The sequence below is a fragment of the Nocardia tengchongensis genome (assembly GCF_054781395.1).
The window spans coordinates 274,426-295,267 of sequence record NZ_BAAGUM010000001.1; the positions used below are offsets into that span (position 1 = coordinate 274,426).

At 69.8% G+C, this 20,842-nt stretch carries 25 protein-coding genes; 9 read left to right on the forward strand and 16 right to left on the reverse strand.

All coding sequences use genetic code 11. The features are described from left to right. Nucleotides 1–203: 203 nt before the first annotated feature. Nucleotides 204–893 carry a DoxX family protein gene (locus ACYVKL_RS01300; RefSeq protein WP_379170311.1) on the forward strand — a complete coding sequence of 230 codons (690 nt, stop codon included), beginning with the start codon at nt 204–206 and terminating at the stop codon, nt 891–893. A 64-nt stretch (nt 894–957) separates the two neighbouring features. Here the strand turns inward: ACYVKL_RS01300 and ACYVKL_RS01305 are convergent, their stop codons facing one another. Together ACYVKL_RS01305 and ACYVKL_RS01310 are read right to left on the reverse strand one after the other, a co-directional pair. After that, nucleotides 958–1,584 carry a hypothetical protein gene (locus tag ACYVKL_RS01305; protein ID WP_379170312.1) on the reverse strand — a complete coding sequence of 209 codons (627 nt, stop codon included), beginning with the start codon at nt 1,582–1,584 and terminating at the stop codon, nt 958–960. Next, on the reverse strand, nt 1,581–2,282 hold the full coding sequence (locus tag ACYVKL_RS01310) for a PAS and ANTAR domain-containing protein (protein WP_379170314.1): 702 nt from the start codon (nt 2,280–2,282) through the stop codon (nt 1,581–1,583). Before ACYVKL_RS01310 ends, ACYVKL_RS01305 begins: the two co-directional genes overlap by 4 nt. 151 nt (nt 2,283–2,433) lie before the next feature. Here ACYVKL_RS01310 and ACYVKL_RS01315 point away from each other — a divergent pair, with 151 nt between their 5' ends. After that, on the forward strand, nt 2,434–2,769 hold the full coding sequence (locus tag ACYVKL_RS01315; RefSeq protein WP_379170316.1) for an STAS domain-containing protein: 336 nt from the start codon (nt 2,434–2,436) through the stop codon (nt 2,767–2,769). A gap of 13 nt (nt 2,770–2,782) precedes the next feature. Here the strand turns inward: ACYVKL_RS01315 and ACYVKL_RS01320 are convergent, their stop codons facing one another. The 8 genes from ACYVKL_RS01320 to ACYVKL_RS01355 all read right to left on the reverse strand — a co-directional run bounded on the left by ACYVKL_RS01320 (nt 2,783) and on the right by ACYVKL_RS01355 (nt 9,271). Beyond that, nucleotides 2,783–3,115: a hypothetical protein gene (locus ACYVKL_RS01320; protein WP_379170318.1), complete on the reverse strand. Its 333-nt coding sequence runs from the start codon at nt 3,113–3,115 to the stop codon at nt 2,783–2,785. 125 nt (nt 3,116–3,240) lie between these two features. After that, complete coding sequence (locus ACYVKL_RS01325) at nt 3,241–3,450, reverse strand: hypothetical protein (protein ID WP_379170664.1); 210 nt, start codon at nt 3,448–3,450, stop codon at nt 3,241–3,243. 172 nt (nt 3,451–3,622) lie between these two features. After that, nucleotides 3,623–4,639, reverse strand: coding sequence for a phosphotransferase (locus ACYVKL_RS01330; RefSeq protein ID WP_379170320.1), 1,017 nt, complete (start codon nt 4,637–4,639; stop codon nt 3,623–3,625). Further along, the gene (locus ACYVKL_RS01335; protein WP_379170322.1) at nt 4,611–5,507 is read right to left on the reverse strand and encodes a MerR family transcriptional regulator; all 897 of its coding nucleotides are present in this window, start codon (nt 5,505–5,507) and stop codon (nt 4,611–4,613) included. The genes ACYVKL_RS01330 and ACYVKL_RS01335 overlap by 29 nt, the downstream gene beginning before the upstream one ends. Continuing rightward, complete coding sequence (locus ACYVKL_RS01340) at nt 5,504–5,908, reverse strand: hypothetical protein (RefSeq protein ID WP_379170324.1); 405 nt, start codon at nt 5,906–5,908, stop codon at nt 5,504–5,506. The genes ACYVKL_RS01335 and ACYVKL_RS01340 overlap by 4 nt, the downstream gene beginning before the upstream one ends. Next, on the reverse strand, nt 5,905–7,227 hold the full coding sequence (locus ACYVKL_RS01345) for a class I SAM-dependent methyltransferase (RefSeq protein WP_379170326.1): 1,323 nt from the start codon (nt 7,225–7,227) through the stop codon (nt 5,905–5,907). The genes ACYVKL_RS01340 and ACYVKL_RS01345 overlap by 4 nt, the downstream gene beginning before the upstream one ends. Further along, on the reverse strand, nt 7,224–7,949 hold the full coding sequence (locus ACYVKL_RS01350) for a DUF1365 domain-containing protein (protein ID WP_379170328.1): 726 nt from the start codon (nt 7,947–7,949) through the stop codon (nt 7,224–7,226). The genes ACYVKL_RS01345 and ACYVKL_RS01350 overlap by 4 nt, the downstream gene beginning before the upstream one ends. Beyond that, on the reverse strand, nt 7,946–9,271 hold the full coding sequence (locus tag ACYVKL_RS01355; RefSeq protein WP_379170330.1) for an NAD(P)/FAD-dependent oxidoreductase: 1,326 nt from the start codon (nt 9,269–9,271) through the stop codon (nt 7,946–7,948). Before ACYVKL_RS01355 ends, ACYVKL_RS01350 begins: the two co-directional genes overlap by 4 nt. A 159-nt stretch (nt 9,272–9,430) precedes the next feature. On the opposite strand from ACYVKL_RS01355, the gene ACYVKL_RS01360 reads away from it, so the two are divergent. After that, complete coding sequence (locus tag ACYVKL_RS01360) at nt 9,431–10,390, forward strand: SDR family NAD(P)-dependent oxidoreductase (protein WP_379170332.1); 960 nt, start codon at nt 9,431–9,433, stop codon at nt 10,388–10,390. A 7-nt stretch (nt 10,391–10,397) separates the two neighbouring features. Here the strand turns inward: ACYVKL_RS01360 and ACYVKL_RS01365 are convergent, their stop codons facing one another. Further along, a complete protein-coding gene (locus tag ACYVKL_RS01365; RefSeq protein WP_379170334.1) occupies nt 10,398–11,723 on the reverse strand; it encodes a cryptochrome/photolyase family protein in 1,326 nt (441 codons plus the stop codon). Between the two features lie 140 nt (nt 11,724–11,863). Between ACYVKL_RS01365 and ACYVKL_RS01370 the strand changes: the two genes are divergently transcribed. Together ACYVKL_RS01370 and ACYVKL_RS01375 are read left to right on the forward strand one after the other, a co-directional pair. Continuing rightward, nucleotides 11,864–12,631 (forward strand): TetR/AcrR family transcriptional regulator, encoded by a 768-nt coding sequence (locus ACYVKL_RS01370; protein ID WP_379170336.1) that lies wholly within the window; start codon nt 11,864–11,866, stop codon nt 12,629–12,631. A gap of 29 nt (nt 12,632–12,660) precedes the next feature. Then, nucleotides 12,661–13,506, forward strand: coding sequence for a MerR family transcriptional regulator (locus ACYVKL_RS01375; protein ID WP_379170338.1), 846 nt, complete (start codon nt 12,661–12,663; stop codon nt 13,504–13,506). A 31-nt stretch (nt 13,507–13,537) separates the two neighbouring features. Here ACYVKL_RS01375 and ACYVKL_RS01380 read toward each other — a convergent pair whose 3' ends face one another. The 3 genes from ACYVKL_RS01380 to ACYVKL_RS01390 form a co-directional block, all read right to left on the reverse strand. Then, complete coding sequence (locus ACYVKL_RS01380; protein WP_379170340.1) at nt 13,538–13,747, reverse strand: hypothetical protein; 210 nt, start codon at nt 13,745–13,747, stop codon at nt 13,538–13,540. 152 nt (nt 13,748–13,899) lie between these two features. After that, nucleotides 13,900–14,721: a hypothetical protein gene (locus tag ACYVKL_RS01385; protein ID WP_379170341.1), complete on the reverse strand. Its 822-nt coding sequence runs from the start codon at nt 14,719–14,721 to the stop codon at nt 13,900–13,902. A 265-nt stretch (nt 14,722–14,986) separates the two neighbouring features. Beyond that, entirely contained in the window at nt 14,987–15,757 is a 771-nt protein-coding gene (locus ACYVKL_RS01390; RefSeq protein WP_379170343.1) for an RNA polymerase sigma factor SigF, read from the reverse strand. Nucleotides 15,758–15,950: 193 nt separating this feature from the next. Between ACYVKL_RS01390 and ACYVKL_RS01395 the strand changes: the two genes are divergently transcribed. Together ACYVKL_RS01395 and ACYVKL_RS01400 are read left to right on the forward strand one after the other, a co-directional pair. Further along, the gene (locus tag ACYVKL_RS01395; protein WP_379170345.1) at nt 15,951–16,106 is read left to right on the forward strand and encodes a hypothetical protein; all 156 of its coding nucleotides are present in this window, start codon (nt 15,951–15,953) and stop codon (nt 16,104–16,106) included. A gap of 212 nt (nt 16,107–16,318) precedes the next feature. Continuing rightward, on the forward strand, nt 16,319–17,758 hold the full coding sequence (locus ACYVKL_RS01400; protein ID WP_379170347.1) for a bifunctional phosphatase PAP2/diacylglycerol kinase family protein: 1,440 nt from the start codon (nt 16,319–16,321) through the stop codon (nt 17,756–17,758). On the opposite strand, the gene ACYVKL_RS01405 is transcribed toward ACYVKL_RS01400, so the two are convergent. Both ACYVKL_RS01405 and ACYVKL_RS01410 read right to left on the reverse strand, forming a co-directional pair. Further along, nucleotides 17,728–18,273: an ATP-binding protein gene (locus ACYVKL_RS01405; RefSeq protein WP_379170349.1), complete on the reverse strand. Its 546-nt coding sequence runs from the start codon at nt 18,271–18,273 to the stop codon at nt 17,728–17,730. The two genes, ACYVKL_RS01400 and ACYVKL_RS01405, sit on opposite strands and share 31 nt — an antisense overlap. Nucleotides 18,274–18,402: 129 nt before the next feature. Beyond that, nucleotides 18,403–19,551, reverse strand: a complete 1,149-nt coding sequence (locus ACYVKL_RS01410; protein WP_379170351.1) for an alpha/beta hydrolase — start codon at nt 19,549–19,551, stop codon at nt 18,403–18,405. Nucleotides 19,552–19,665: 114 nt separating this feature from the next. On the opposite strand from ACYVKL_RS01410, the gene ACYVKL_RS01415 reads away from it, so the two are divergent. Together ACYVKL_RS01415 and ACYVKL_RS01420 are read left to right on the forward strand one after the other, a co-directional pair. Then, nucleotides 19,666–20,346, forward strand: coding sequence for a TetR/AcrR family transcriptional regulator (locus ACYVKL_RS01415; RefSeq protein WP_379170353.1), 681 nt, complete (start codon nt 19,666–19,668; stop codon nt 20,344–20,346). Between the two features lie 50 nt (nt 20,347–20,396). Further along, nucleotides 20,397–20,816 carry an SRPBCC family protein gene (locus ACYVKL_RS01420; protein ID WP_379170355.1) on the forward strand — a complete coding sequence of 140 codons (420 nt, stop codon included), beginning with the start codon at nt 20,397–20,399 and terminating at the stop codon, nt 20,814–20,816. Nucleotides 20,817–20,842 lie beyond the last annotated feature (26 nt).

Consider the following 20,842-nt stretch of genomic DNA (forward strand, 5'->3'; position numbering starts at 1 on the left):
CCCGGGTCTCCGCACCCGAAACGGGCTGTCGACCAATTTGTTTCGATGCGATCCGACCGGCGTCCAAGTGTCGGAGAGGTAGCGCGGCGGCGCCCGCCGCAGCGCCGGCGAGCGCTATGACCGGGCGTGTTTGAGGACCGGGAGGCCGGGAACAGCCACAACGTCAGCCCTCGCGGGACAAGCCTTCCGGAAGGGAATCCACCATGCTGAGACGCATTGCCCACCCCCTGCTGGCGACCGCTTTCGTCGCCGACGGGGTCGATACGCTCATCCACCCCGAGCCTCGGATCAAGACCGCGACCGCGGCGGTGCAGCAGGGCGAGCAGCGGCTCCCGCCCGGAATCGCATCCCACCTGCCCGATGATCCGGCCCGGATCGTCCGGATCACCGCCGCGGTCCGCATCGGCAGCGGTGTGCTGCTGGCCATGGGCAAGCTGCCCCGCCTGTCCACCGCCGTGCTCGCCGCGACCGTGGTCCCCGCGGCCCTTTCCAAACCGGGATTCTGGACCGAGGAGGACCTCGAACGGCGTTCGGCCCGGCGCAACGCGCTGCTCGAGGATGTGAGCCTGCTGGGCGGGCTGCTGATCGCCTCGACCGACCGGCAGGGCAAACCGTCGCTCGGATGGCGTGGCCGGCGCGCGGTGGCCAGGCTGCACGCGGACGACTCGGCACCCAACCGGCTGGCCGACGCCGCGAAGGTCCACGGACCCGAACTTGCCTCGGCACTGCTGGCCCGCGGCGAGCACGTGGCGGATTCCGCCCGCGAACACGGCCCTGAACTGGTTGCGGCGCTGAAGGATCGGAGCGAGCGGCTGGCAGAGGCGGCGCGGCAGCACGGGACTCGGTTCGCGGATGCGACCCGGGCCGCCTGGGCGCCGCCTTCATCCGAGTAGGACAACATGGGGAACGTCGAAGTCAACGCGTCGCAAGGTCTTCACGCGACCGGAGGATCCGATATCACCCCGGCGAGCGGTCATCGATATCCAGCCGCGATCGGCTGAATCGCACGACCATGGGATATCCGGTGAGCACCGTGTCGAACGCCACCCGCGTGGTACGGAGCGAGTCGGTCAGGGTCCCGAGTGCGATCCGGGCAAGACCGTCTTCTTCCAGGGGACTGTCGGTCTCACACACCGAACCCAGCCGAACCACGATCCCCTCGGCGTCGCAGCGGAATTCGCAGTCGACCATCGCTCCGCGCACCGCGGAATCGATCAGCTCGCCGGCCACCTCGTCGAGCGCCACACAGACGTCGGTCACCACATCGAGGGTGAAATCCTCCGCCAGCATGAGGATCTCGACAAAGGCCCGTAGCAGAAACACATATGAGGGATGGGCTGGAACCTGCACTCGAACCATTCCCGGATCGGATTTCCGCTCCAGCCCGAAATACGACACGAATCGTTCGGCATCACGGTCCGCGATAATTCGGGCCGCAACGGGATTCGACACCCGACCGTTGCCCCAACCCTTGTTCCGCAGCGAATCCATTTTCGTCCACCATCCATCGGTAGAGCGTTCGATTGCACGTGTGTTCACTAGCCGCGTACCCGTTCCGCAGGCAAAGAAACTCGGTGAAATCAATCGCCCAGGTCGCATCGGGCGGGCTGAATGCGTTCGTGCGCCGTGAGCAGCAGATGGTCGAATCTCGTCCGCAGTCCGGCACTCGAATCGGCGATCGAGGGCAGCTCGGCGACCAGTTGGGTCGCGAGCAGGCGCAATTTGACGTTGGTATCCTGCGACCTCCAGGCCAGGATGCCGAACGCTTGTTCGGCGCTGATTCCGTACACCAGCATGAGCGCACCCTTGGCCTGTTCGACGACCGCTCGCGCCGCATACAACTCGGGCAGCCGGTCGGCCAGGGTTTCCTGGCTGTGCTCGGCGAACGTGTCGGTCATGTCCATGTAGTACCCGGCAGTTCCGACCACTCGCCCGTCCCCGTCCAGCATCTGATCGCCGACGACCAGCACGTCGTGCACCTGCCCGGCGGTGTCGACGATGCGGTGCCGGCTGCAGAAGGCTTCCGCATTCTCGACCGAGCGGGCGATGGTGCCGGCTACCTGTTCACGGTCGTCCGAATGCTTGTGCGCGAGTAGCAGTTCCGTGGTCGGCCGCACGCTCCCGGGTGCGTAGCCGTGCATCGTCGCCACCTCGTCGGACCATTCCCACCGCTGATCCTCGAACCAGAACCGGAAGCCGCCGACCAGCTGCGGCCCCTCCACCCCCAGCACCGACTCGAACGCCCGAGCGTCCTCGGATGAGATCTCGCCACCCTCACTCACCCCCCGATTATCCGCCCGACGCGCGTTGCCGCGCCTCCCGGTAGAATAGGTTCTCGGGTTCAACAGACAGCCCGGTCGAATGTGGTTTCCGCGGCGTGGCAGCAGGCTCGCGCCATGCTCTCGATCGCCGCGCCCTGGACGAGGTGCTGTCATGAACAACCTCCCGAATTCTGCACTGCTGATCGCCACGGCGACGACGCGTGCCGACTCCACACCGCTGTGTACCGTCGTCGGCGAAATCGATATCCAGACCGCGGCAATTTTCCGTCGAGCGCTGATCGACAGTCTTCGCGACGGTGAAGCCACGCTGGTCGACTTGAGCGGTGTCACCTTCTTCGGGGTGGCAGGAATCAGAGCGCTGATGGTCGCCCGGGACTATGCCCGGCAACGACACGGCTCACTGTGTATCTCGGCCCCGCGGTGCGTCAATCGGGTGCTCGAAGCAACCGGCGTCGCAGCGGATTTCGACCTCATCGCGTCGCAATGACGATACCCGGATCTCAATACCGCGGCGGCCCGGCGGGACGCCAGACCAACGGCCCGTCGTTGTCCGTCGTCACCGTCGAGCTCCTCCGTCGTTCCAGGACGATGAGCGCGACGCCGACGACACCGCCGACTGCGACCAGGATCGCGGCGACCAAGCCCACGGTGTGTTGATCCAGCCACAGGCCCAGGAACGCGATCACCGCTGCGATGGCGCCCGAGTACATCCAGGCGAAGCCCACCGACTTCCGGCGGTCGGCCGGCACCTCGCCGCGCCCCGCCGGTGTTGCGCGCGAAAGATCCGCGGCGCCGTCGAGCGGCGGAAACTCCAGCGCTTCTTCCGTCGTCATTGTCGATACCTCCCATCCGGCCCGGGCGAGCTGCCCGATGCCTGCCCTTCGGAGATACCCACAGCCGGAGGATCAAACGATGGACACGGGAATCCGCCGCAGCGCCCGATAGTCCCTATCGGCGATTACGGGCTGGGTTGCGGCACATCGACGTGGCAGTCGGCGATCTTCGGGTTCACGCCGAAGTAATTCAGCGGGCCCGCGATGATGGTGACCGCGATGGTGCCGGTGGTCGCGCAGTTGGTCGGCGCGTTGTCGAAGTAGTGCCGCTGCCCGGCGGCGACCACTCCGATGATCAGCCACACGACCACCAGCAACGGAACCAGTCGGGTCAGCCCCACCGTCGAACGTCCACGAATTCTCCAGCTGCCCCTGGGATACCTTCTCATTTCTCACTCCACAGTTGAATCTTGTAACGCCGATGCGGTCTTCACCATCCGATTCGTTGTTCGAATTGCGTCATATGCTGCGCATACCCGATAGCGGCGGGTCGAATCGGCGAGTCCGCTAGGGCCATCGGGTCCGGAACTCGAGCCAGCTCAGCGACGTCTGTGCCGCGCGGGCCTGATACAGCCGCAGTCCCGGGGAGCGTGGTGGTGGCGACTGACGGGACTGCACCGACCAATATCCGGCCAGCGCGCACAGGAACGAATCGATGGCCGCGGGGTCGAGGTCGGCGGTGACGGGGTGTTCCGCCAGGATCGGGTCGGGGTCGACGCCGGCGGACGCGATCGCGGGGGCCAGGGCGGCCAGGTCCAGCCAGGCCGCGCCATGGCACGGCCACGCCCAGTCCACCACGGACACCGATCCGCCCGTATCGATCAGGAGGTTGTCCGGGCGGAGGTCGGTGTGCAGCAGCGTGTCGCCGCCGGATCGGTCCAGCCAGCGGGTTTCGAGGTCGGCCAACCGCTCGAGGTGTCGGACCGCCCACGGATTCAGGTCCGGTGGCGCGCCCTGCTCGGCGAAGCGGGTCCAGGATCGCAGGATCGGTCCGAACTTCCCGGCCACCGTGGGTATCCCCGCCAGCGGGCTGGGAGTCAACGCTTCGGCCATGCGAGCGAGTAACGCCAGGACGGCGCGCAGTTCGTCGGGCCGGCTCAAGTCGGGGTGACGGCCGTCGACGAACTCGAACACGACGACGAACCAGCCGTCGGAGCCGAGCGTGAACAATACCGCCGGGGTCGATACGAGTTCCGAAAGACCCTGTGCGGCAGTTGCTTCCACACGATAGGCACGGGCCAGACCGTCGCTGTCGCGCACCGCCTTGGCGAAGACCCTGCTCCCGTCGGCGAGCGTGAGCACCGCGGCCATGCCGTGGCTGTAACCCCCGCGCTGGTTGACCGCCGAAACGACCGTCCCACCCAGCCGGTCGGCCACCGCCTCCCGCACCGGCTCCGGAAGCTCGGGCCATTCATCGCGTCGCGCAACGCCTTCGAAGACGACCACCCGCGTATTGTCCGAGCCCTCCCCCGCCCAGCGCAACGTCGCCGCGCCGTCAAGGGCTGCGTAACCGAGCCGTGTCATCAGGGCCGACAAGGGTCGCTATGGCATCGTCCAATGAATCGAGATGTCTTCGTCCGGAGGCGATGTCGGCATGCTCCCAGCCCGGCCCGGCGAGCAGCACCGCGCCACGTGAGCTCTCGACCGCCTCAATCGCCGCGCCGACCGCGGTCGACTCCGACTGCGACCAGAGCACGACCGTTGCGGGGTGCTTCCGCCGGGTCAGGGCCTGGGCCAGCGCCTCCGGGGGTACCGACGCGCCGAGCAGGAGCGCGGACCGGCCGTGTTCGGCCAGCGCCGCCCGCAGCACTTCCAGCGGCAGCACGTGTTGCTCGCCACCGGTACAGGCCAGGACGATCTCCGGTTCTGCGGGCAGGTCGGTCAGGGCGGGGACGCCACGATGCAAGGCCGTGGTGATCGCCGCGGACAGGATGTGCTCGACGTCGATGTAACCGCGCCCGAGCCGCTGGTTCGCCACGATCTCCGCGAAGGCGGGGCGGCACAGCTGGTTCCAGGTGACGATCACCCCGTAGTGCGCCAGGTGGACGGAGATCATGCCGAGCAGCCGGGCGGCCTGCATGTGTTCCGCGGCCGTGATCACCGGCCGCGCATCGTCGGGTGGCGGTGCGGGTTCGAGCAGGACGCGCGCGGCCCGGGCGGCGCTCGCCGGGCCGGCGCCGGCCCGGACGAGTTCCACCATCCGGGTCACCACGGCCAGGTCGGCTTCGGTGTAGTGGCGGTGCCGTCCCGGCCGATGGCGCTGCGGGCCGAGTCCGTAGCGCTGATTCCAGCTCCGCAGCGTGGCCACGGGAACCCCCAGCCGCCGCGCAACAACACCGACGGTGAACTCGGTGACCGCCTCCGGGTCGGGCGCGCCCGGCGGGACGGTCACGGTCGGCGCGCCCCCGCCCGGCCGCGCCGCCCCGGGTCCCGGCGGACTTCATGGAGCGCCGCCGCTGCGCACAGCAGTCCCCAACTCGACGTCACCGCAAGGGTTTTGCCCCGTTCGGCGCGGCCCCGCAACGCGAGCCCGAGCACCACGGTGTCGGCGGCGTCCGACCCCACGCGAATGGCGGCTGCAGCGCGACGCGCACGAGGAGTCGATGCCACCGCCCAGGCGAGGCCGGAGATCAGGTCGCGCAGCGCGATCATCCGGGCGGTGGCACGCAGGCCCGGCTCCGCGCCGGTGCCGAGTCCGGTTGGGCGCAACAGGATCTCGGGTCGCAGCAGGACGGCGGCACCGTAGAGCGCGGTCGCCGCGCCCAGCAGCCTGGCGGGTCCGGCGGGTTTCATCGGTGCACCTCCGGTAGCTCGGTGCCGGCCGGGCGGGCGAGCACCAGTTGCAGAACGTCGAGGTAGCCGGACCGGAATCCCGCTTCGGAGTACGCCAGATACAGCCGCCACATGCGCCGGAAGACCTCATCGAAGCCCAGCGCGGCGATCCGGTCGGCAGCGGTGTCGAAGCGGTCCAGCCAGAGTCGCAGCGTCTGTGCGTAATGGTCACCGAACGCCTGCCGTGCTTCGACGTGCAGCCCTGTGTGTGTCGAAAGCAGCTGTGTCAGCAGCGTTTCCGAGGGCAGGAAGCCGCCGGGGAAGATGTATTTCTGCACCCAGGTGTGGGTGTGGCGGGTGGCCCGCATGCGGTCGTGCGGCATGGTGATGACCTGTAAGGCGATGCGCCCGCCCGGTGCGAGCAATCGATCCAGGCTCGCCAGGTAGTCCGGCAGGTACTCGTATCCGACCGCCTCGATCATCTCCACCGACACCACGGCGTCGTACTGCCCGTCGATGGCTCGATAGTCGAGCAGTTCGACCGACACCCGATCCGAATATCCCGCCGCGGCAACGCGCCGACGCGCCCATCCCTGCTGCTCGGAGGACAGGGTGACCGACCGGACGGTGGCGCCACGCTGCGCCGCGCGAACGGCCAATTCTCCCCAGCCGGTGCCGATCTCCAGCACCGAGCTCCCGGGACCGACACCCGCGCCGTCCAGCAGCCGATCGATCTTGCGGTGTTGCGCGGCAGCGAGATCGGACCAGACTGGGACCGGGTCGAGCCGGTCGAACAGCGCCGCGGAGTAGGTCATGGTCTCGTCGAGGAACGTCGCGAAGAACTCGTTGGACAGGTCGTAGTGGTGGGCCGCATTGCGGCGCGCCCCCGCCGCATCGGCTCGGGTCGCGGACGGATGCCCCGGCAGCACGAGCGCCCGCAGCGATTGCAACGGCGCGGGGACCAGATGGGCGAGATCGGCGGCCAGCACGGTGAGCACCGCGGGCAGATCCGGCGCGGACCAGTCCCCGGCCATATAGCCCTCACCGAAACCGATGAGCCCGGTCGCGGCGACCCGCGCGGCGAAGGCCCGCGAGTCGTGCACGAGCATGCGCGGCGCCGCCGGATCATGAACGGCACCGCCCAGCATCCGCCCGTCGGGCAGTTCGACCCGAAGCGCGAGCCGGCGCACCGCACGGCCGAACAACGCCATGACCACCGGACCGCCCACGGCCGCGCGAAGGCCGCCGGGCGGGGGCGGCGGCCCGGCGACCGATCCGCCACCGGGCGCGACATCGCTTACGGCGGTATCGGTTTCGGCCGCGTAGGGAGATATCGTCACGGAAGTGCCTCCTGAGGAACGGACGGTTCGCGGGCGACGATCGGCAGACCGCGGGCCCGCAGTCGCAGGCCCTGCCAGCGGATGCGGGCGGCGATCCGCAGCGTTTCGAGCGGATGGGCGAGCAGGGTGCGGGCCACGGTGCGCCGGTCGGCGGGCAGTACCCGGCCGACGACGGTGGCGGCGAACACCGTCCGGCCGTCGGGGCGCTCCAATGTGATCGCCAGGCGCAGCTGATCGGTCGGCTCGGGCAGGCGTAGCCGGTACCGGCCCGCGACGGGATTGAACGGTGATACGTAGAACTGTTTGGCGACAACGGTTTCCGTGTCCGGCTCCACCAGGTAGCGGTGCCGTTCACCGTAGGTGTTGTGCACCTCGGCGACGACGCAGTGCAGGGCGCCGCCGGGGTCGTGACACCAGTAGACGGTGAGGGGATTGAAGACGTATCCCAGGACCCGGGCGTTGGCGAGCATCAGGATCCGACCGCCGCGCACATCGATCCCGTACCCGGCGAGATACCGAACCACATTGTCACGCAAGGGGACGTCGGGATCGCCGAGATGGTCGCGCGCGTGGAAGCCCGCCAACGCCCGCCACGGCCAGGGCAGCACGGGCAGCTCGTCCACATCGACCAGCCAGCTGTAGCTGCGATAGGCGAAGCGATGGCGCACCGGAGCGCTGCGGTGGTGGCGGATCACGGTGCGCACCAGGCGTGCTCGGGTCACGGCACCTCCTGCGCGGAGGCGATCGACATCGAAGCGCCCGTCGCCCAGCGCCCGCCGAGGCGTTCGGCGGCGCGCAGGCCCGACAGTGCGCCGTCCTCGTGGAATCCCCACCCGTGGCACGCGCCGGCGAAAGCGACGGTGTGGTCACCGATTTCGGGCAGCCGTCGGCGCGCGGCCATGGCGGAGGGGGTGTACTGCGGGTGCTCGTAGGTCATGGCGGCGAGCACGGTCTCGGGCGCCACCCGGTCGTCGTCCCCGAGTGTGACCAGGAACCGGCGATCACCGGCCGGTAGCCGTTGCAGCCGGGTCACGTCATAGCTGACCAGTACTCGGTCGGGCGCGGCGGCGCAGTGCGGCAGCCGATAGTTCCACGACGCCCGGGCGCCGGCACGCCGGGGCAGCACCGTGTCGTCGGTGTGCAGCACCGTCCGGTTGGACGAATAGGGCAGGTCCGCAAGCACTTCGGACTCCGCCGGGGTGGGCGCGTCCAGCAGCCGCAGGGCCTGGTCGGGGTGGGTGGCGATGACCGCGGCGTCGAAGAAGTCCACCTCGTCGGCGTCGTCGCGCACCGCGACGGTCCGCGCGGCACGGTGGATCGCGCGCACGGGCACACCCGACCGCACCTGGTGCACCCCCGCCGCAACGGCCGCCACGTAGCTGGCCGAGCCACCGGTCACGGTCCGCCAGGTCGGTGCGCCGAACACGGTGAGCATGCCGTGATGGTCGAGGAAGGTGAACAGTGAACGGGCCGGGTACTGAACAGCCATCGTCGGCGGGCAGGACCAGACCGCGGCCACCAGCGGAACCATGAAATGGGCGGTGAAGAACTCCGAGAATCGGCCCGCCCGCAGGAAGTCACCCAGGGTGCGGAGTTCGTCGCCGTCCCCGGCCAACTCGGCTCGCGCCAGGCGGTGGAAGCGGGTGACCTCGCCGAGCATGCGCAGGTAGGCGCGTGGGCGCGCAATTCCCGGATTCGGGATCAGCCCGCGCGGGCCCTTGCCGCCGGCGTATTCGAGTCCGCAGCCGTCACATCGGATCGACATCGACATCTCCGATTCCTGGGTGCGCACCCCCAATTCACCGAACAGGCGCAACAGGGTGGGGTAGGTGCGCGCGTTGTGGACGATGAACCCGGAATCGACACCGAGCAGCTCCCCCGTGCCGTCCGCCCGGGCCGGGACCCGATGCGTGTGCGCATGGCCGCCCAGCCGCGAATCGGCCTCGTACAGAATCACTTCGCAGTCCCTGGCCAGCACCCACGCGGCGGTGAGGCCGGCCACCCCGCTGCCGATCACCGCGACTCGCCGCCGGTCCCCGGTCATCCCGCGCACGGCGTTCCCGCCCCGTCGAATCCCCCGAGCTGTGGGCTGGTGGTCATGAGGTCCTCCGCCGTCCGGGCGAACCATCGGGCTGTCCGGTCCGCGACTTCGACCCTACCATGTAATCGATGCAAAAACGATGCATCAGGAGGAGAAGGGACCATGGCCATCCGCCTCCCACCCGCACTGGACACCGCCCTCGATCGCACGGTGGTACTCGGCTACGGACGCACCGGATTCCATCTGCGGCACGGGGCCTGGCCGGCACGACCGGCCAATGCCCTGCACGGCCGGACCGCGCTGGTCACCGGCGCGAACTCCGGGATCGGCAAGGCGATCGCGGCCGGACTGGCCGACCTGGGCGCAACGGTCACGTTGCTGGTCAGGAACGAGGCGCGCGGCGCCTCGGCCGCCGCGGAGATCGCCGCGGCCGTCCCGAACGCCCGCCTACGGGTCGAGCGCTGCGACGTGGCCGATCTGACCGAGGTTCGCAGGTTCGCGGCCGAGTTCGCCGAGCGGACCGAGCGACTGGACGTGCTCGTCCACAACGCGGGCGTGCTGCCCGCTACCCGTCGCGAAAGCCCTCAGGGGCACGAGATCTGCGTGGCCACCCACGTGCTGGGACCACTGCTGGCCACCGAACTGCTCGCGCCGGTCCTGGCGCGGTCAGGGGACGCCCGGGTGATCCAGGTGTCGTCCGGCGGCATGTACACCCAGGCACTGCACCCCGACGACTTCGAATACCGCACCGGCGACTATCACGGCGCGACCGCCTACGCGCGCAGCAAGCGCATGCAGGTGGCCCTGACCCCGATCCTGTCGGATCGCTATGCGGCAGCGGGCATCTCGGTGCACACCATGCACCCGGGCTGGGTGGACACACCGGGCGTCGCCACCTCGCTGCCGACGTTTCGCGCCCTGACGCGTCCACTGTTGCGCACCCCCGCCGAGGGCGCGGACACCGTGATCTGGCTGTCCGCCACCGATGTCCCCTCGGGCCGGTTCTGGCACGATCGGCGCGCGCGGCCCGAGCACTACCGGCGCCGCACCCGGGAGTCCGACGCCGATCGCGAGCGCCTGTGGCGCTACTGCGCGGCCGCGGTCGGCCTCCCGGCCCGGTGAATCCCGCTCACATGCCGTTGAATTCGACGATCGGCGGCGGGTACTCCGCGGCGAGCACACCCGTACGCCAAGGCCGATGGATCTCCGCGCCGGGCAGGTGCGCCAGCTCCGGCAGCCACCGGCGTGCGTAGTCGCCGCCGGGATCGAACCGGTCGGCCTGACGCAAGGGGTTGAGCACCCGGCTCGAGCGGGTATCGGTGCCGGTCCCGGCCATCCACTGCCAGTTCATCCGGTTGTTCGCCACGTCCGCGTCGACCAGCCAGCGCTCGAAGTGCCGCGCTCCCACCCGCCAATCCACCCGCAGCGTCTTGACCAGGAAGCTGGCGGTGATCAGCCGGACCCGCCCCGGCATCCAGCCCTGCGCCGTGAGTTGCCGCATCCCCGCGTCGACCATCGGGTAGCCGGTGCGCCCGGCACGCCAGGCGGCGACCGCGTGCGCATCGGTGCGCCACGACTGTGCGACAGGCCGGTAGTCGGCGGTGGCGACGTCGGGACGGTCCGCGAGCACCTGATGGTAGAAGTCCCGCCAGGCCAGCTGCCGCACGAAGGCCTGCCCGCCGGCGTCGGACACGTCGGCCCGGAAGACGATCTCCGCGGCCGACAGACAGCCGAAGTGCAGATAGGGCGACAGCCCGGAGGTGCCGTCCACGGCGGGCGTGTCCTTGACGTCCGCATACTCGCGCACCGGCCCGGAAAGCCAGTGCTCCAACAGTTTCCGCCCACTCGCCTCCCCGCCCACGGCCAGTTGCGGCGACCCGGGGCCGGTCGCCAGATCGGCTGGATCGGGGATCGGCTCGCTGCCGATGCGCGGCACCACCACGGCGTCCGGAGCCGGCAGGGGACGCCGCATCGGGGTGTCGAGCCAGCGCCGGAAGTACGGCGTGAACACCGCGTAGTGGGTGCGGCCGGTGTCGGGGCGCAGCGCGGACACATCCACGGCGGTGATGGACGCGGGGTGCGCGTGCACGGCACAGCCGATGCGGGCGAGCGATTCCCGCAGCGCGCCCAGCCGCTGCGCGCTGTAGCCGGTGACGTCCTCGGCGAGGTGCACGCTCCGCGCGTTCACCTCCTGCGCCAGACGCGCCACCTCCTCCACGACGCGGCCCCTGCGCACCACCAAACGCCCACCACGGGTTCGTAGTTCGGTGTCGAGTTCGGTGAGCGCGGCGACGAGGAACCGCGCCCGGTTCGGAGCCTCGGACACCTTGGCAAGCAGTTCGGTATCGAGCACGAACAGCGGCACCACCGTCCCGGCGTCGCGGCAGGCCGCGGACAGCGCCGGATTGTCGTGCACACGCAGGTCCCGGGTGAACAGCACGATCGATGCGGTCATGCCGCCACCCTAGTCGCAATTCGATTCATTATCGATGCATCAGCGCCAGCCGGGCGATACCGCGCCCGCCCCACACGACCCGGCCCGATCAGGCGGCCGAGACCGGGTCATCGCGATAGCCCGGATGTAGCGTCGCGGCAGTGCGGTCACCGGGGGACGGCGCCGGCCGAATCCGGCCGTGCGTCACCGGGACCGCCGGGCGTCGGTATACGGTGCGTATCGAGGAGGTGACCGCGGTGGACGAGAAGGTGATGCGGGCCAGGCAGGCGCGACGGCGCTCGATCATGGCCGCGGCGGCGGGGTTGTTCGCCGCGTGCGGGTATCGCGCGGCGAGCATGGAGGAGATCGCCTGCCGGGCCGGGATCAGCAAACCCGTGCTGTACAAGTCGTTCTCGAGCAAGCTGGAGCTGTATCTGGCGGTCCTGCACGAGGAGGTGCAGGGGCTGGAACAGACGCTCACCGTGGCACTGGGCCACGCCGGGGACCTGGAATCGATCGTGACGGCCACGGTGGCCGCGGTATTCGACTTCGCCGACACCCACCCCCGCGGCGCGGCGCTGCTCGCCGACGCGGCGGTGGCCGAGGAGCCCTCGGCGCAGCGCCTCGCCCACCGGGCCGCGACGATCTGCAATGACGCCGTCTCCCAGGCGCTGGCCGCGTATCCGTTCGCGCGGGCCGAGCAGCGCCGGCTCATCGCCGTCGAGCTGGTCGCGATCGCCCAGGCGTGCGCCCGGGACTGGGCGATTCACCGCAAACCGATCCCCAAGCGCGATGCCGTCAGCACGACCGCCGGCCTGTGCTGGAACGGCCTGGCCGGGGTCCGGACGGTCGCGCAGTCCCCCGCCGGGTCCGGTGACCCGGTGCCGGTACTCGACACCGCCGGGCCCGGGCAGGCCGGATTCCGTTGAGGGGTGCCCGTTACGGGCACAATGACCTGATGCCGATCAGTCCGACCGCCGCCACCGACGAGGGCGGTTACACCGTCCGCACCGTGGCCGAGCGGCTCGGCATCCCGACCGCGACGCTGCGCAGCTGGAATCGGCGCTACGACATCGGCCCGCGGCAGGACCGTCCCGGCCGGCACCGGCTCTACACCGACGGCGACATCGACGTACTCGGCCGGATGCTCGAACTCATCCGGGGCGGTGCGACGCCGGCGGCGGCCGCCGCAGTGGCACGAGGTCCGGCCGTCGCGCTGGGCGACATCGATCCGCTGCTCGCGGCGGCGTTCGCCCTGGACGGCCCGGCCGTGCACGCGATGCTGGAGGCGCATCTGCGGACCTTCGGGGTGACCGAGAGCTGGAACCGCCTGTGCCGTCCCGCTTTCGCCGCGATCGTCGCCCGCCAGCTCGGCGGCGAGGGCTGCGTGGATGTCGAGCACCTGCTGTCGTGGTGCATCGTGGCGGCGCTGCACCGGGTCGTCTCACCGGTCCTGCCCCGGGAACCCGCGACGCTCGTTCTGGCGTGCACCAGCGGCGAAACCCATTCCCTGCCATTGGAGGTGCTGCGCGCCGCACTCGCCGAACGCGGTGTGGCCGCGCACATGCTGGGCTCCGATGTTCCGGCCACGGCGCTGCGCGACACCCTCGGTCGAATTCCGGTACCCGCCCAGGTCGTGCTGTGGTCGCAGCAGGAATCGACCGCGCTCACTTCCGCCGTGCGCACCTGCGTCGAGGGCGGGGCCCGCGTGTACGTCGGTGGACCGGGCTGGGACAACCTGATCCTGCCCGATGACGCGATCCGCGTCGCGACGCTTGCCGAAGCGGTCGAGCAGCTCGCCTGAGCCGCAACCCGGACGCGGCGGAGCCGCCCGGTCAGTTGGTCTTGGTCGGCCGCAAGGCCGATGACGGAGTGGCGGTCGAGGCCGGCACATCGATCACGTCGGGGAGCTGGCCGCCACCCATGACGGGCGCCGAGGTCGACGGCTCGGGCGGAGTCAGCGGGGTGCTGCGGTGATCGCTACAACCCGTGACAGTGGCCGCCGCCACCGCAATCGACACCACCGTGATCCAGTGCTTGAGCACGTTTCGAAACCTTCCGACGAGGAACCACCAATTCTGATGCACGCGCGTCGCCCCGGCAGCGCGAAGATCAACTGCGGCACGCATGGTCCGAGACCTGGCACACGTCGCCCGGCCTCGTTTGCCCGAAAGATGCTCTACTGCGCAGTTTTCGCTCAGCAGTGGGCGCCGGTGACGGCGAAACGCTCGACCTCCGCGGCATGGCCGCCGGTGGCGACGACGATCGTCAGCGTGGCGGGACAGGCATCGGGAACGGATACCGTCGTGGCCCACGGGGATCCGGCGCCGCCCGCGGGGATCGGCGCGGTTTGGCCGACCGGCTGGTCCCGATCGGACCGCAGAACGCGGACGCGCAGGCTTTCGTCCACGCCGGTGATGGTGCCGCCCACGGCTATCGGGGAGTGCACGGTGGCGCCATAGCGCGGTGCGGTGAGGGTGAGGGCGGTGTCCTCGGTGCCGACCACCTCCCAGGGAGCGGTGTCGCCGTTGCCGAGGCGGACCAGGTGGACGACCGCCGCGACCACCGCCACCCCGTTCGGATTGCCGAAACCGACACTCACCCGCGACTGATCGCCCTCGGTAGCGACCTTCACGATCTTGTCCAGACTGGTGAAGCCGAGATAGTGCTGGGTGAAGGACTGCGCGGTGACGGCGGGGTCGAGGTGCCAGGGTTGATGACCGGAGGCCGAATCCTGCTGCCACGCCGCCGCTTCGGCGCGATCACGGAAGGGCCACAGCGGTTCGTACGGGAAGTCCGCGGGTGCCGACGTCGTGGAGGCCCCCGGCGCGGAGGTACCCGGCACGGTGGGCACGGCAGAACCACCGATCGAACCGCCGGCAGCCGAAGGCAAGGGCGCGGCAGGGCCGCCGTCCCGCGAGCAGGCCGCGAGCGGCGCGGCCGCCAGTGCCGCGAGGATCGCCACAGTGACCGCAACGGGTACCCGGCGGCGCTGTCTCCGAGGAATTTTCGTGGCCATTTCCACACCGGCCTCCTGCTGGGATCACGGCCTCCTGATGGGATTATCGGACGAATCCCCCGAATTCACCATCACCTGAGATGCTGCGCCGACGGCCCCACCGAGGCCCGGCTGAAATTCAATGCCACCGTGCAGGATTGGGCGATCCGGATTCCCGAGCCGGCCGGGTTCTGACGACCTGCTCACCGACGCGACTTCGCGGCTGTCTGCAGACAGCCGCGAAGTCGCGATCGAAGAAGATGCCCTGCCGTGCGCGGCAATCCGCTCAGGTAGCAAGCGATTCTGCGCGCAACCGGCCAAGGGTGCTCGACAGGATGCGCGACACCTGCATCTGCGAGACGCCGAGGCGCTGAGCAATCTGGGTCTGAGTCATCGATTCGAAGAACCGCATCGTCAGGACCCGGCGGTCGCGCTCCGGAAGCTCCGCGATGAGCGGGCGGACGGCGAGGTACCCGTCGACGTGCTCGAAACCCGGTTCCTCCATGCCGAGCGCGTCCAGCATGGCGAGCGGGGCGTTCTCTCCGTCGTCGGGCAGCGCCGCTTCCAGCGACGTGCTCTGGTACGCGTTGGACGTGAGCAGCGCCTGGGTCAGCTCGCTCTGGTCGACATCCAGTTCGGCAGCCAGTTCGCGGGCCTTGGGCATGCGGCCCAGACGCTGGGCTAAGGCTTCGATGGCGGCGCCGAGGCGGATCTGGGTCTCCTTCACCCGTCGCGGCACCCGCACCGCCCAGGTGCTGTCGCGGAAGTAGCGCCGGACTTCACCCATGATGGTGGGTACCGCGAAGGACAGGAACCGCGACCCGCGGTCGGCGTCGAACCGGTCGATGGACTGCACCAGTCCGAGTCGGGCGACCTGGAGCAGGTCCTCGAATGCTTCCCCGCGACCGGAGAATTTGCGCGCGATGTGATCGGCCAATGGCAGGCATCGGCCTATCGCCTCCTCACGCAAAGCCTTTCGCTCGGGAGCATCACATTCCACGGCGACGGCGAGCTGTTTCAAAAGCGGCTCGATATCGTCATAGCTGTCACCCGTCATCGGAATCACCCCGTATTCGGCTGAACTGCATGACGATGGGGTACCCACATTCGATGCGGGCGAACACGAATTGCGAAAACAGCGGCGAATCCGCAGGTAGATCAAGTACTGCCACAGTCGATACCGGCGTGTTTGAAGGCCGGTTCACCGGGAATTGCGAGTAGGTCACATCCACCCTACAAAGGAAGTAATCATGATCATCCTGGGCCTCGTATTGCTGATCCTGGGAATTGTTTTCGGCATCTCGATCCTCACCACCATCGGTGTCGTCCTGATGCTCGTTGGCGCGGCGGTGTGGCTGCTCGGCATGGTCGGCCGCCCGATCGGCGGACGCTCCCACTATTGGTAGGTCACCGTCATCCGCGGTGAACAACCTCCACCCGAATGCATTTCAGAAGTCGAATCGGCCGATGCCCAGCGGATTCGTCCGCTGGGCAGCCGCCGTGCACCCCGGCACGAGAAACATGCTGCCGTACACGGATTTTCGGCCAGAAGGGAGCGTTCTCCCCAATGAGAAGTCTCGGCCGAAGTTTCCATCGCGTCGGACGGATCGACCGCGCCGTGACCGCCGCGGTTGCGCGACTGCCCGAGTCCGAGCTGGATTCCGGCCTGCTGAGGCTCGGTCGCAGCGCGGATTTCGCGGCCCTGTGGCTGGCCATCGCGGCCGCGCTCGGGACGCGCACGGGCGAGCGGCGGCGCGCCGCGGTGCGCGGTGTCGTCTCGCTGGGTGGTGCGGCCCTGATCGTGAACGCCGGTCTCAAACCGATCGTCGCGCGCCGCCGGCCGGCCGCCGATCTGCTGCCCGCGTGTCGGCGCTCGGCCCCGCGGCCGGCCTCGTCGTCGTTCCCTTCCGGTCACAGCGCCGCCGCGGCGGCATTCGCGACCGGCGCGGCGCTCGAAAGTCCCCGGACCGCACTGTTTCTCGTACCGCTCGCGGCCGTCGTCTCCTATTCGCGGGTACACACCGGCGTGCATTGGGGCAGTGATGTGCTCGCGGGCGCGATCGTGGGTTCGGCTGTCGCGGTGGCGACCCGGCATTGGTGGCCGTCTCCGGTTCCGGCCGCGACGCGGGAAAGGCCGAGTGGCGCGCCTGCGCTCACCGGCGGCGACGGCCTGCTGGTCCTGGTCAATCCGGCCGCGGGCGGTCCGCCCGCCGCGCCGGGCCCGGATCTCGCGGCCCTGTTGCCCGAGGCCATGCTCGTTCAGACCGGCCCGGGTGACGATCCCGCCGAACAGCTGGAGCGCGCGTACCGCACTTGCCCGCGGCCACCGTCGGCGCTGGGTGTCGCCGGCGGTGACGGCACCGTCGCCGCGGCGGCCACCATCGCGCTGCGCCACGGTCTGCCGTTGGCGGTGTTCCCCACCGGCACGCTCAACCATTTCGCCCGCGACCTGGGCGTTCGCGAATCGGCGGACACGGCCGCGGCCGTCGGGACCGGTGACGCCGTCCAGGTGGACATAGCGCGCATCCAGTTCGACGACGAGAGCGGACCGTGCACCCGGTATGTGCTCAATACGGCCGGGGTGGGCACCTACCCGGAGATGGTGCGGCTGCGGGAGAAATGGGAGTCACGCTGGGGCCGCTGGCCCGCCTTCGCCGCCGCGCTGGCGGTCGCGCTGCGCCGGGCAAGGCCCCTGACGGTGCGGGTCGACGGCGTCCCCCGGCGCGTGTGGGTGCTGTTCTTCGGCAACGGTTCCTATCGTCCCCGGCAGGCTGTCCCGGCTTTTCGCGACCGTCTCGACGCGGGGCTGCTCGATATCCGATGGCTGCGCGCCGACGGGCCCTGGTCTCGCGTCCGGATCGCATCGGCGCTCGGGCTCGCTGCCCTCGCGCGCACACCGTTGTACGGCGAGTTCCGCCGCGACGAGTTGACCGTCCAGCTGCCCACGCGAGAACCGCTCGCCGCCGACGGCGAGCTGATCGGGACCGCGACCCGAATTCGCGTCGCGGTCGCCGGCCGCCTGACGGTCTATCGCTTCGACGACGGCTCGGCCGGTTGATCCTCGCCCCGTTTCCGCGTGAATTCCACGGTCACCGGATATCCGCAGCGCACGGTGTCGAAGTTCGCACTGTCCACGACGATCGAATCGGTGAGGGCTTCGACGAAATGCCAGCCGAAGCCGTGCTCGATCAGGCCGCCACCGGCGCCGATCACCGAAGTCACACGAATCCGCACCCGCTCCTCGTCGAAGTGGAATTCACACTCGAGCGCCGCGCCCGGCACGGCCGCCGCGATCAGGGTGGTGGCCACCTGGTCCAGGGCCACACGCACATCGATCGCCACATCGATAGTGAAATCCGCTGTGAGCATGATGGTTTCGGCTATCGCCCGCAGCATCTCCAACTGCCCGGCGTCGGCTCGCACCAGCAGGGCCACCGCGCCGGAGCGGGATGGCGATCGACTGTTCACGCCCTCGGCGCGCGTCCACGCCTTTCCGTCACCGCGCGGGCCCGGGAACACCGTGCCCCGGCCTCGGCCGCCGCCTGCTTCCTCGCCCTGTGGCGGTTCACTCATGGTCACCACCCCATCTACCGGAGTTACGATCTTCCCCGGCTTCATGGTTCGCGTACCCGATGATGTCGCAGCAAAACGGCACAGGTGATGGTTCCGGTCATTTCGCACAGCCCGGCCATCCGCGCAGCGTCATCCCGCGGTCGGCAGTACGCGAGCCAGGAACGTCTCGGCCTCGGGGTCCGCACTGCGCAGGATGGTGAAGTGGGTGGCCGGGGCGACCAGCACCAGCCGGTTGTCGGTACCGGCAGCCTGAAGCTGTTGGTGCAGGAGCACAGTCGTGGGGACGGGCTGGATGGTGTCGGCCCCGCCTTGGAGCAGTACGACCGGGCCGCGGTAGCCGGTGGTCGGCACCGACAGGTAGTCCCGCAGGGCCGCGATCGCCGGTTCGGGTAGCGGCGCGGAGAAGAGTTCCCCGACGGACCGGCCCGCGACGGCACTCTCCAGGGAGCTCAGGCAATCACGCCCGGATCGGGCGATGGCGAGGACCTCGCGGCCGTGCGCCGACAGGTAATCGGTGAGGCCGAGGTCGGGGCGGGCGTGGTCGAGGCCCGCGAGGATCATGACCAGGCGGGCGTGCAGTCCGTCCAGCCCGGGCAGCACGGGGACGCCGGGGCGGCTGAGCAGGGCGATCAGCTCGTCGACATTGCTGGTCGGGGCGTAGGCGAGGGTGCCGCGCAGATCGAGCTCCGGGGCGTAGTCCGCGGACATCCCGGCGGCGGCGAGCACCGACTGCCCACCGATGGAATGCCCTGCCAGCACGAATGATTCGGACAATTCGGCGTCGACGGCGTGGCCCGCGCGCACGATGTCGAGGACCGCGTGACCGGCGGCGCGCCCGGCCAGGTACTCGTACACCCCGGGCCCGCCCAGCCCGGCGTAGTCGGAGGCGACCACCGCGTATCCGTGCGCCAGATACGTTGCCAGCTGCGGTGTCTCGTCGAACGTGTCCGCCATACCGCCGTTGAGGGCGGGTGCGCACCCCTGCGTCATCCCGCTGGTCCCGTGCGCCCAGGACACCACCGGCCGTCCGCCCGCGGGGGCCGCTCCCCCGGGCAGATAGATCGTGCCTCCGCTCACCACGGCCTCGCCGTTCTGACCGGTGGTCCGGTAGCTGATCCGAAAGCCGCTCGCCGCACCGGGAATCAGCTCGCCGTCGCCGAGCGCCCGCGCGGACAGCACCGCGCCCGGTTCGCCTCCGGTATCCGGTTGGGCCGCAGCCGATCCGGTCGTGATGGCCGAGGACATTGCGGCGACCGCCGCCAGGATCAGGTATCGCACGGGATGCTCCTCTGCTGGGTGTCGCCGACGCCGGTCAACGACTTTGCGAACACGTTCCGAAAGTAGCATCAGCAGGTCACGCTGTCGAGACCGGAGCTGGGGCATGATGGCACCATGCCCCGACCGACCCCGCCGCACGGCCGCACCGGCCGCCCGCCCGTCACCTCCCGCACGGAGATCCTGACCGCGGCCCGACGCTTGATCGACCGCGACGGCTGGGAGCGCTTGACCATTCGCGGCCTGGCCGCCGAAGCGGGCATCGGAGCGACCACCGTCTACCGCCACGTCCAGGACAAGGAAGACCTGCTGGTCCTGCTGCTCAACCACTACGCCGACCAGACCGCCCGCCCGGAACTGCCCGACGACCCGCGCGACCGCATCGTCGCGGCCGCCACCGCGATGCACGACCTGCTGGCGAGCTGGCCCTGGGCCGCCGAGGTCCTCACCGTCGACGGTTTCGTCGGCCTCCTCGACGAATCCGCGCTGTGGACGGTCGAATCCATCCTGGCCGCGGCCGAGGCCCACGGCCGCACCTCCGACCAGGCCGCCTACCTCTTCCGATCCGTCTGGTACTACACGGTCGGCGAGATCCTCGTCCGCACCCACTCGCAGCGCCGGGGCGGACCGGCCACCACCGGTAGGCCCGCCTTCGACGACCTCGACCCCGAGCAGGTGCCGCGTCTGGCCGCTATCGGCGAGCGCTGGCCCGAACTCGCCGCCCGCGACACCTACCGCGAGGGTTTGCGCGCCCTCGTCGACGGCCTCCTGGCCCAGACCGCACCGAGCGAAACCTGATGCCGCACTTCGGGTGAGTCCCGCCGGGCCGCGACCACTACAGTGCGGGAATGCCGGAAAAGATCCTCAGCAACACCTTCACCGTCCCCGCCCCCGTGGAAGCGGTCTACGAACACCTCATCCGGCCCGAGAACTACATCGGCCTCTCGCCGCTCGTCGTGGCGGTCGAGGATGTGCAGGACGGCTCGTACGTCGCCGTCGAACGGTTCCGCGCACTGGGCCTGAAGTACGACAACCGCATTCGCGTCGCCCTGCTGGGCACGCCAGGCAAGGCCGTCTGGGGTGAGGTCGACAGCCCCGGCGGCGTCCACATGGCCTACCGTTTCGACCTCACCGCCACCGACGAGGGCACCCGCGTCGACGACGAGCTCCGCCTGCGAACCCCCTTCGGCCTGATGGCCTTCGCCTCCGGCCAGGCCCGCAAGGTCCAGCTCGCCCGCGCGGGCATCCTGGCCGACCGCCTTCGTTAGACCCGAGGGTGTCCGGCGCCCGACCG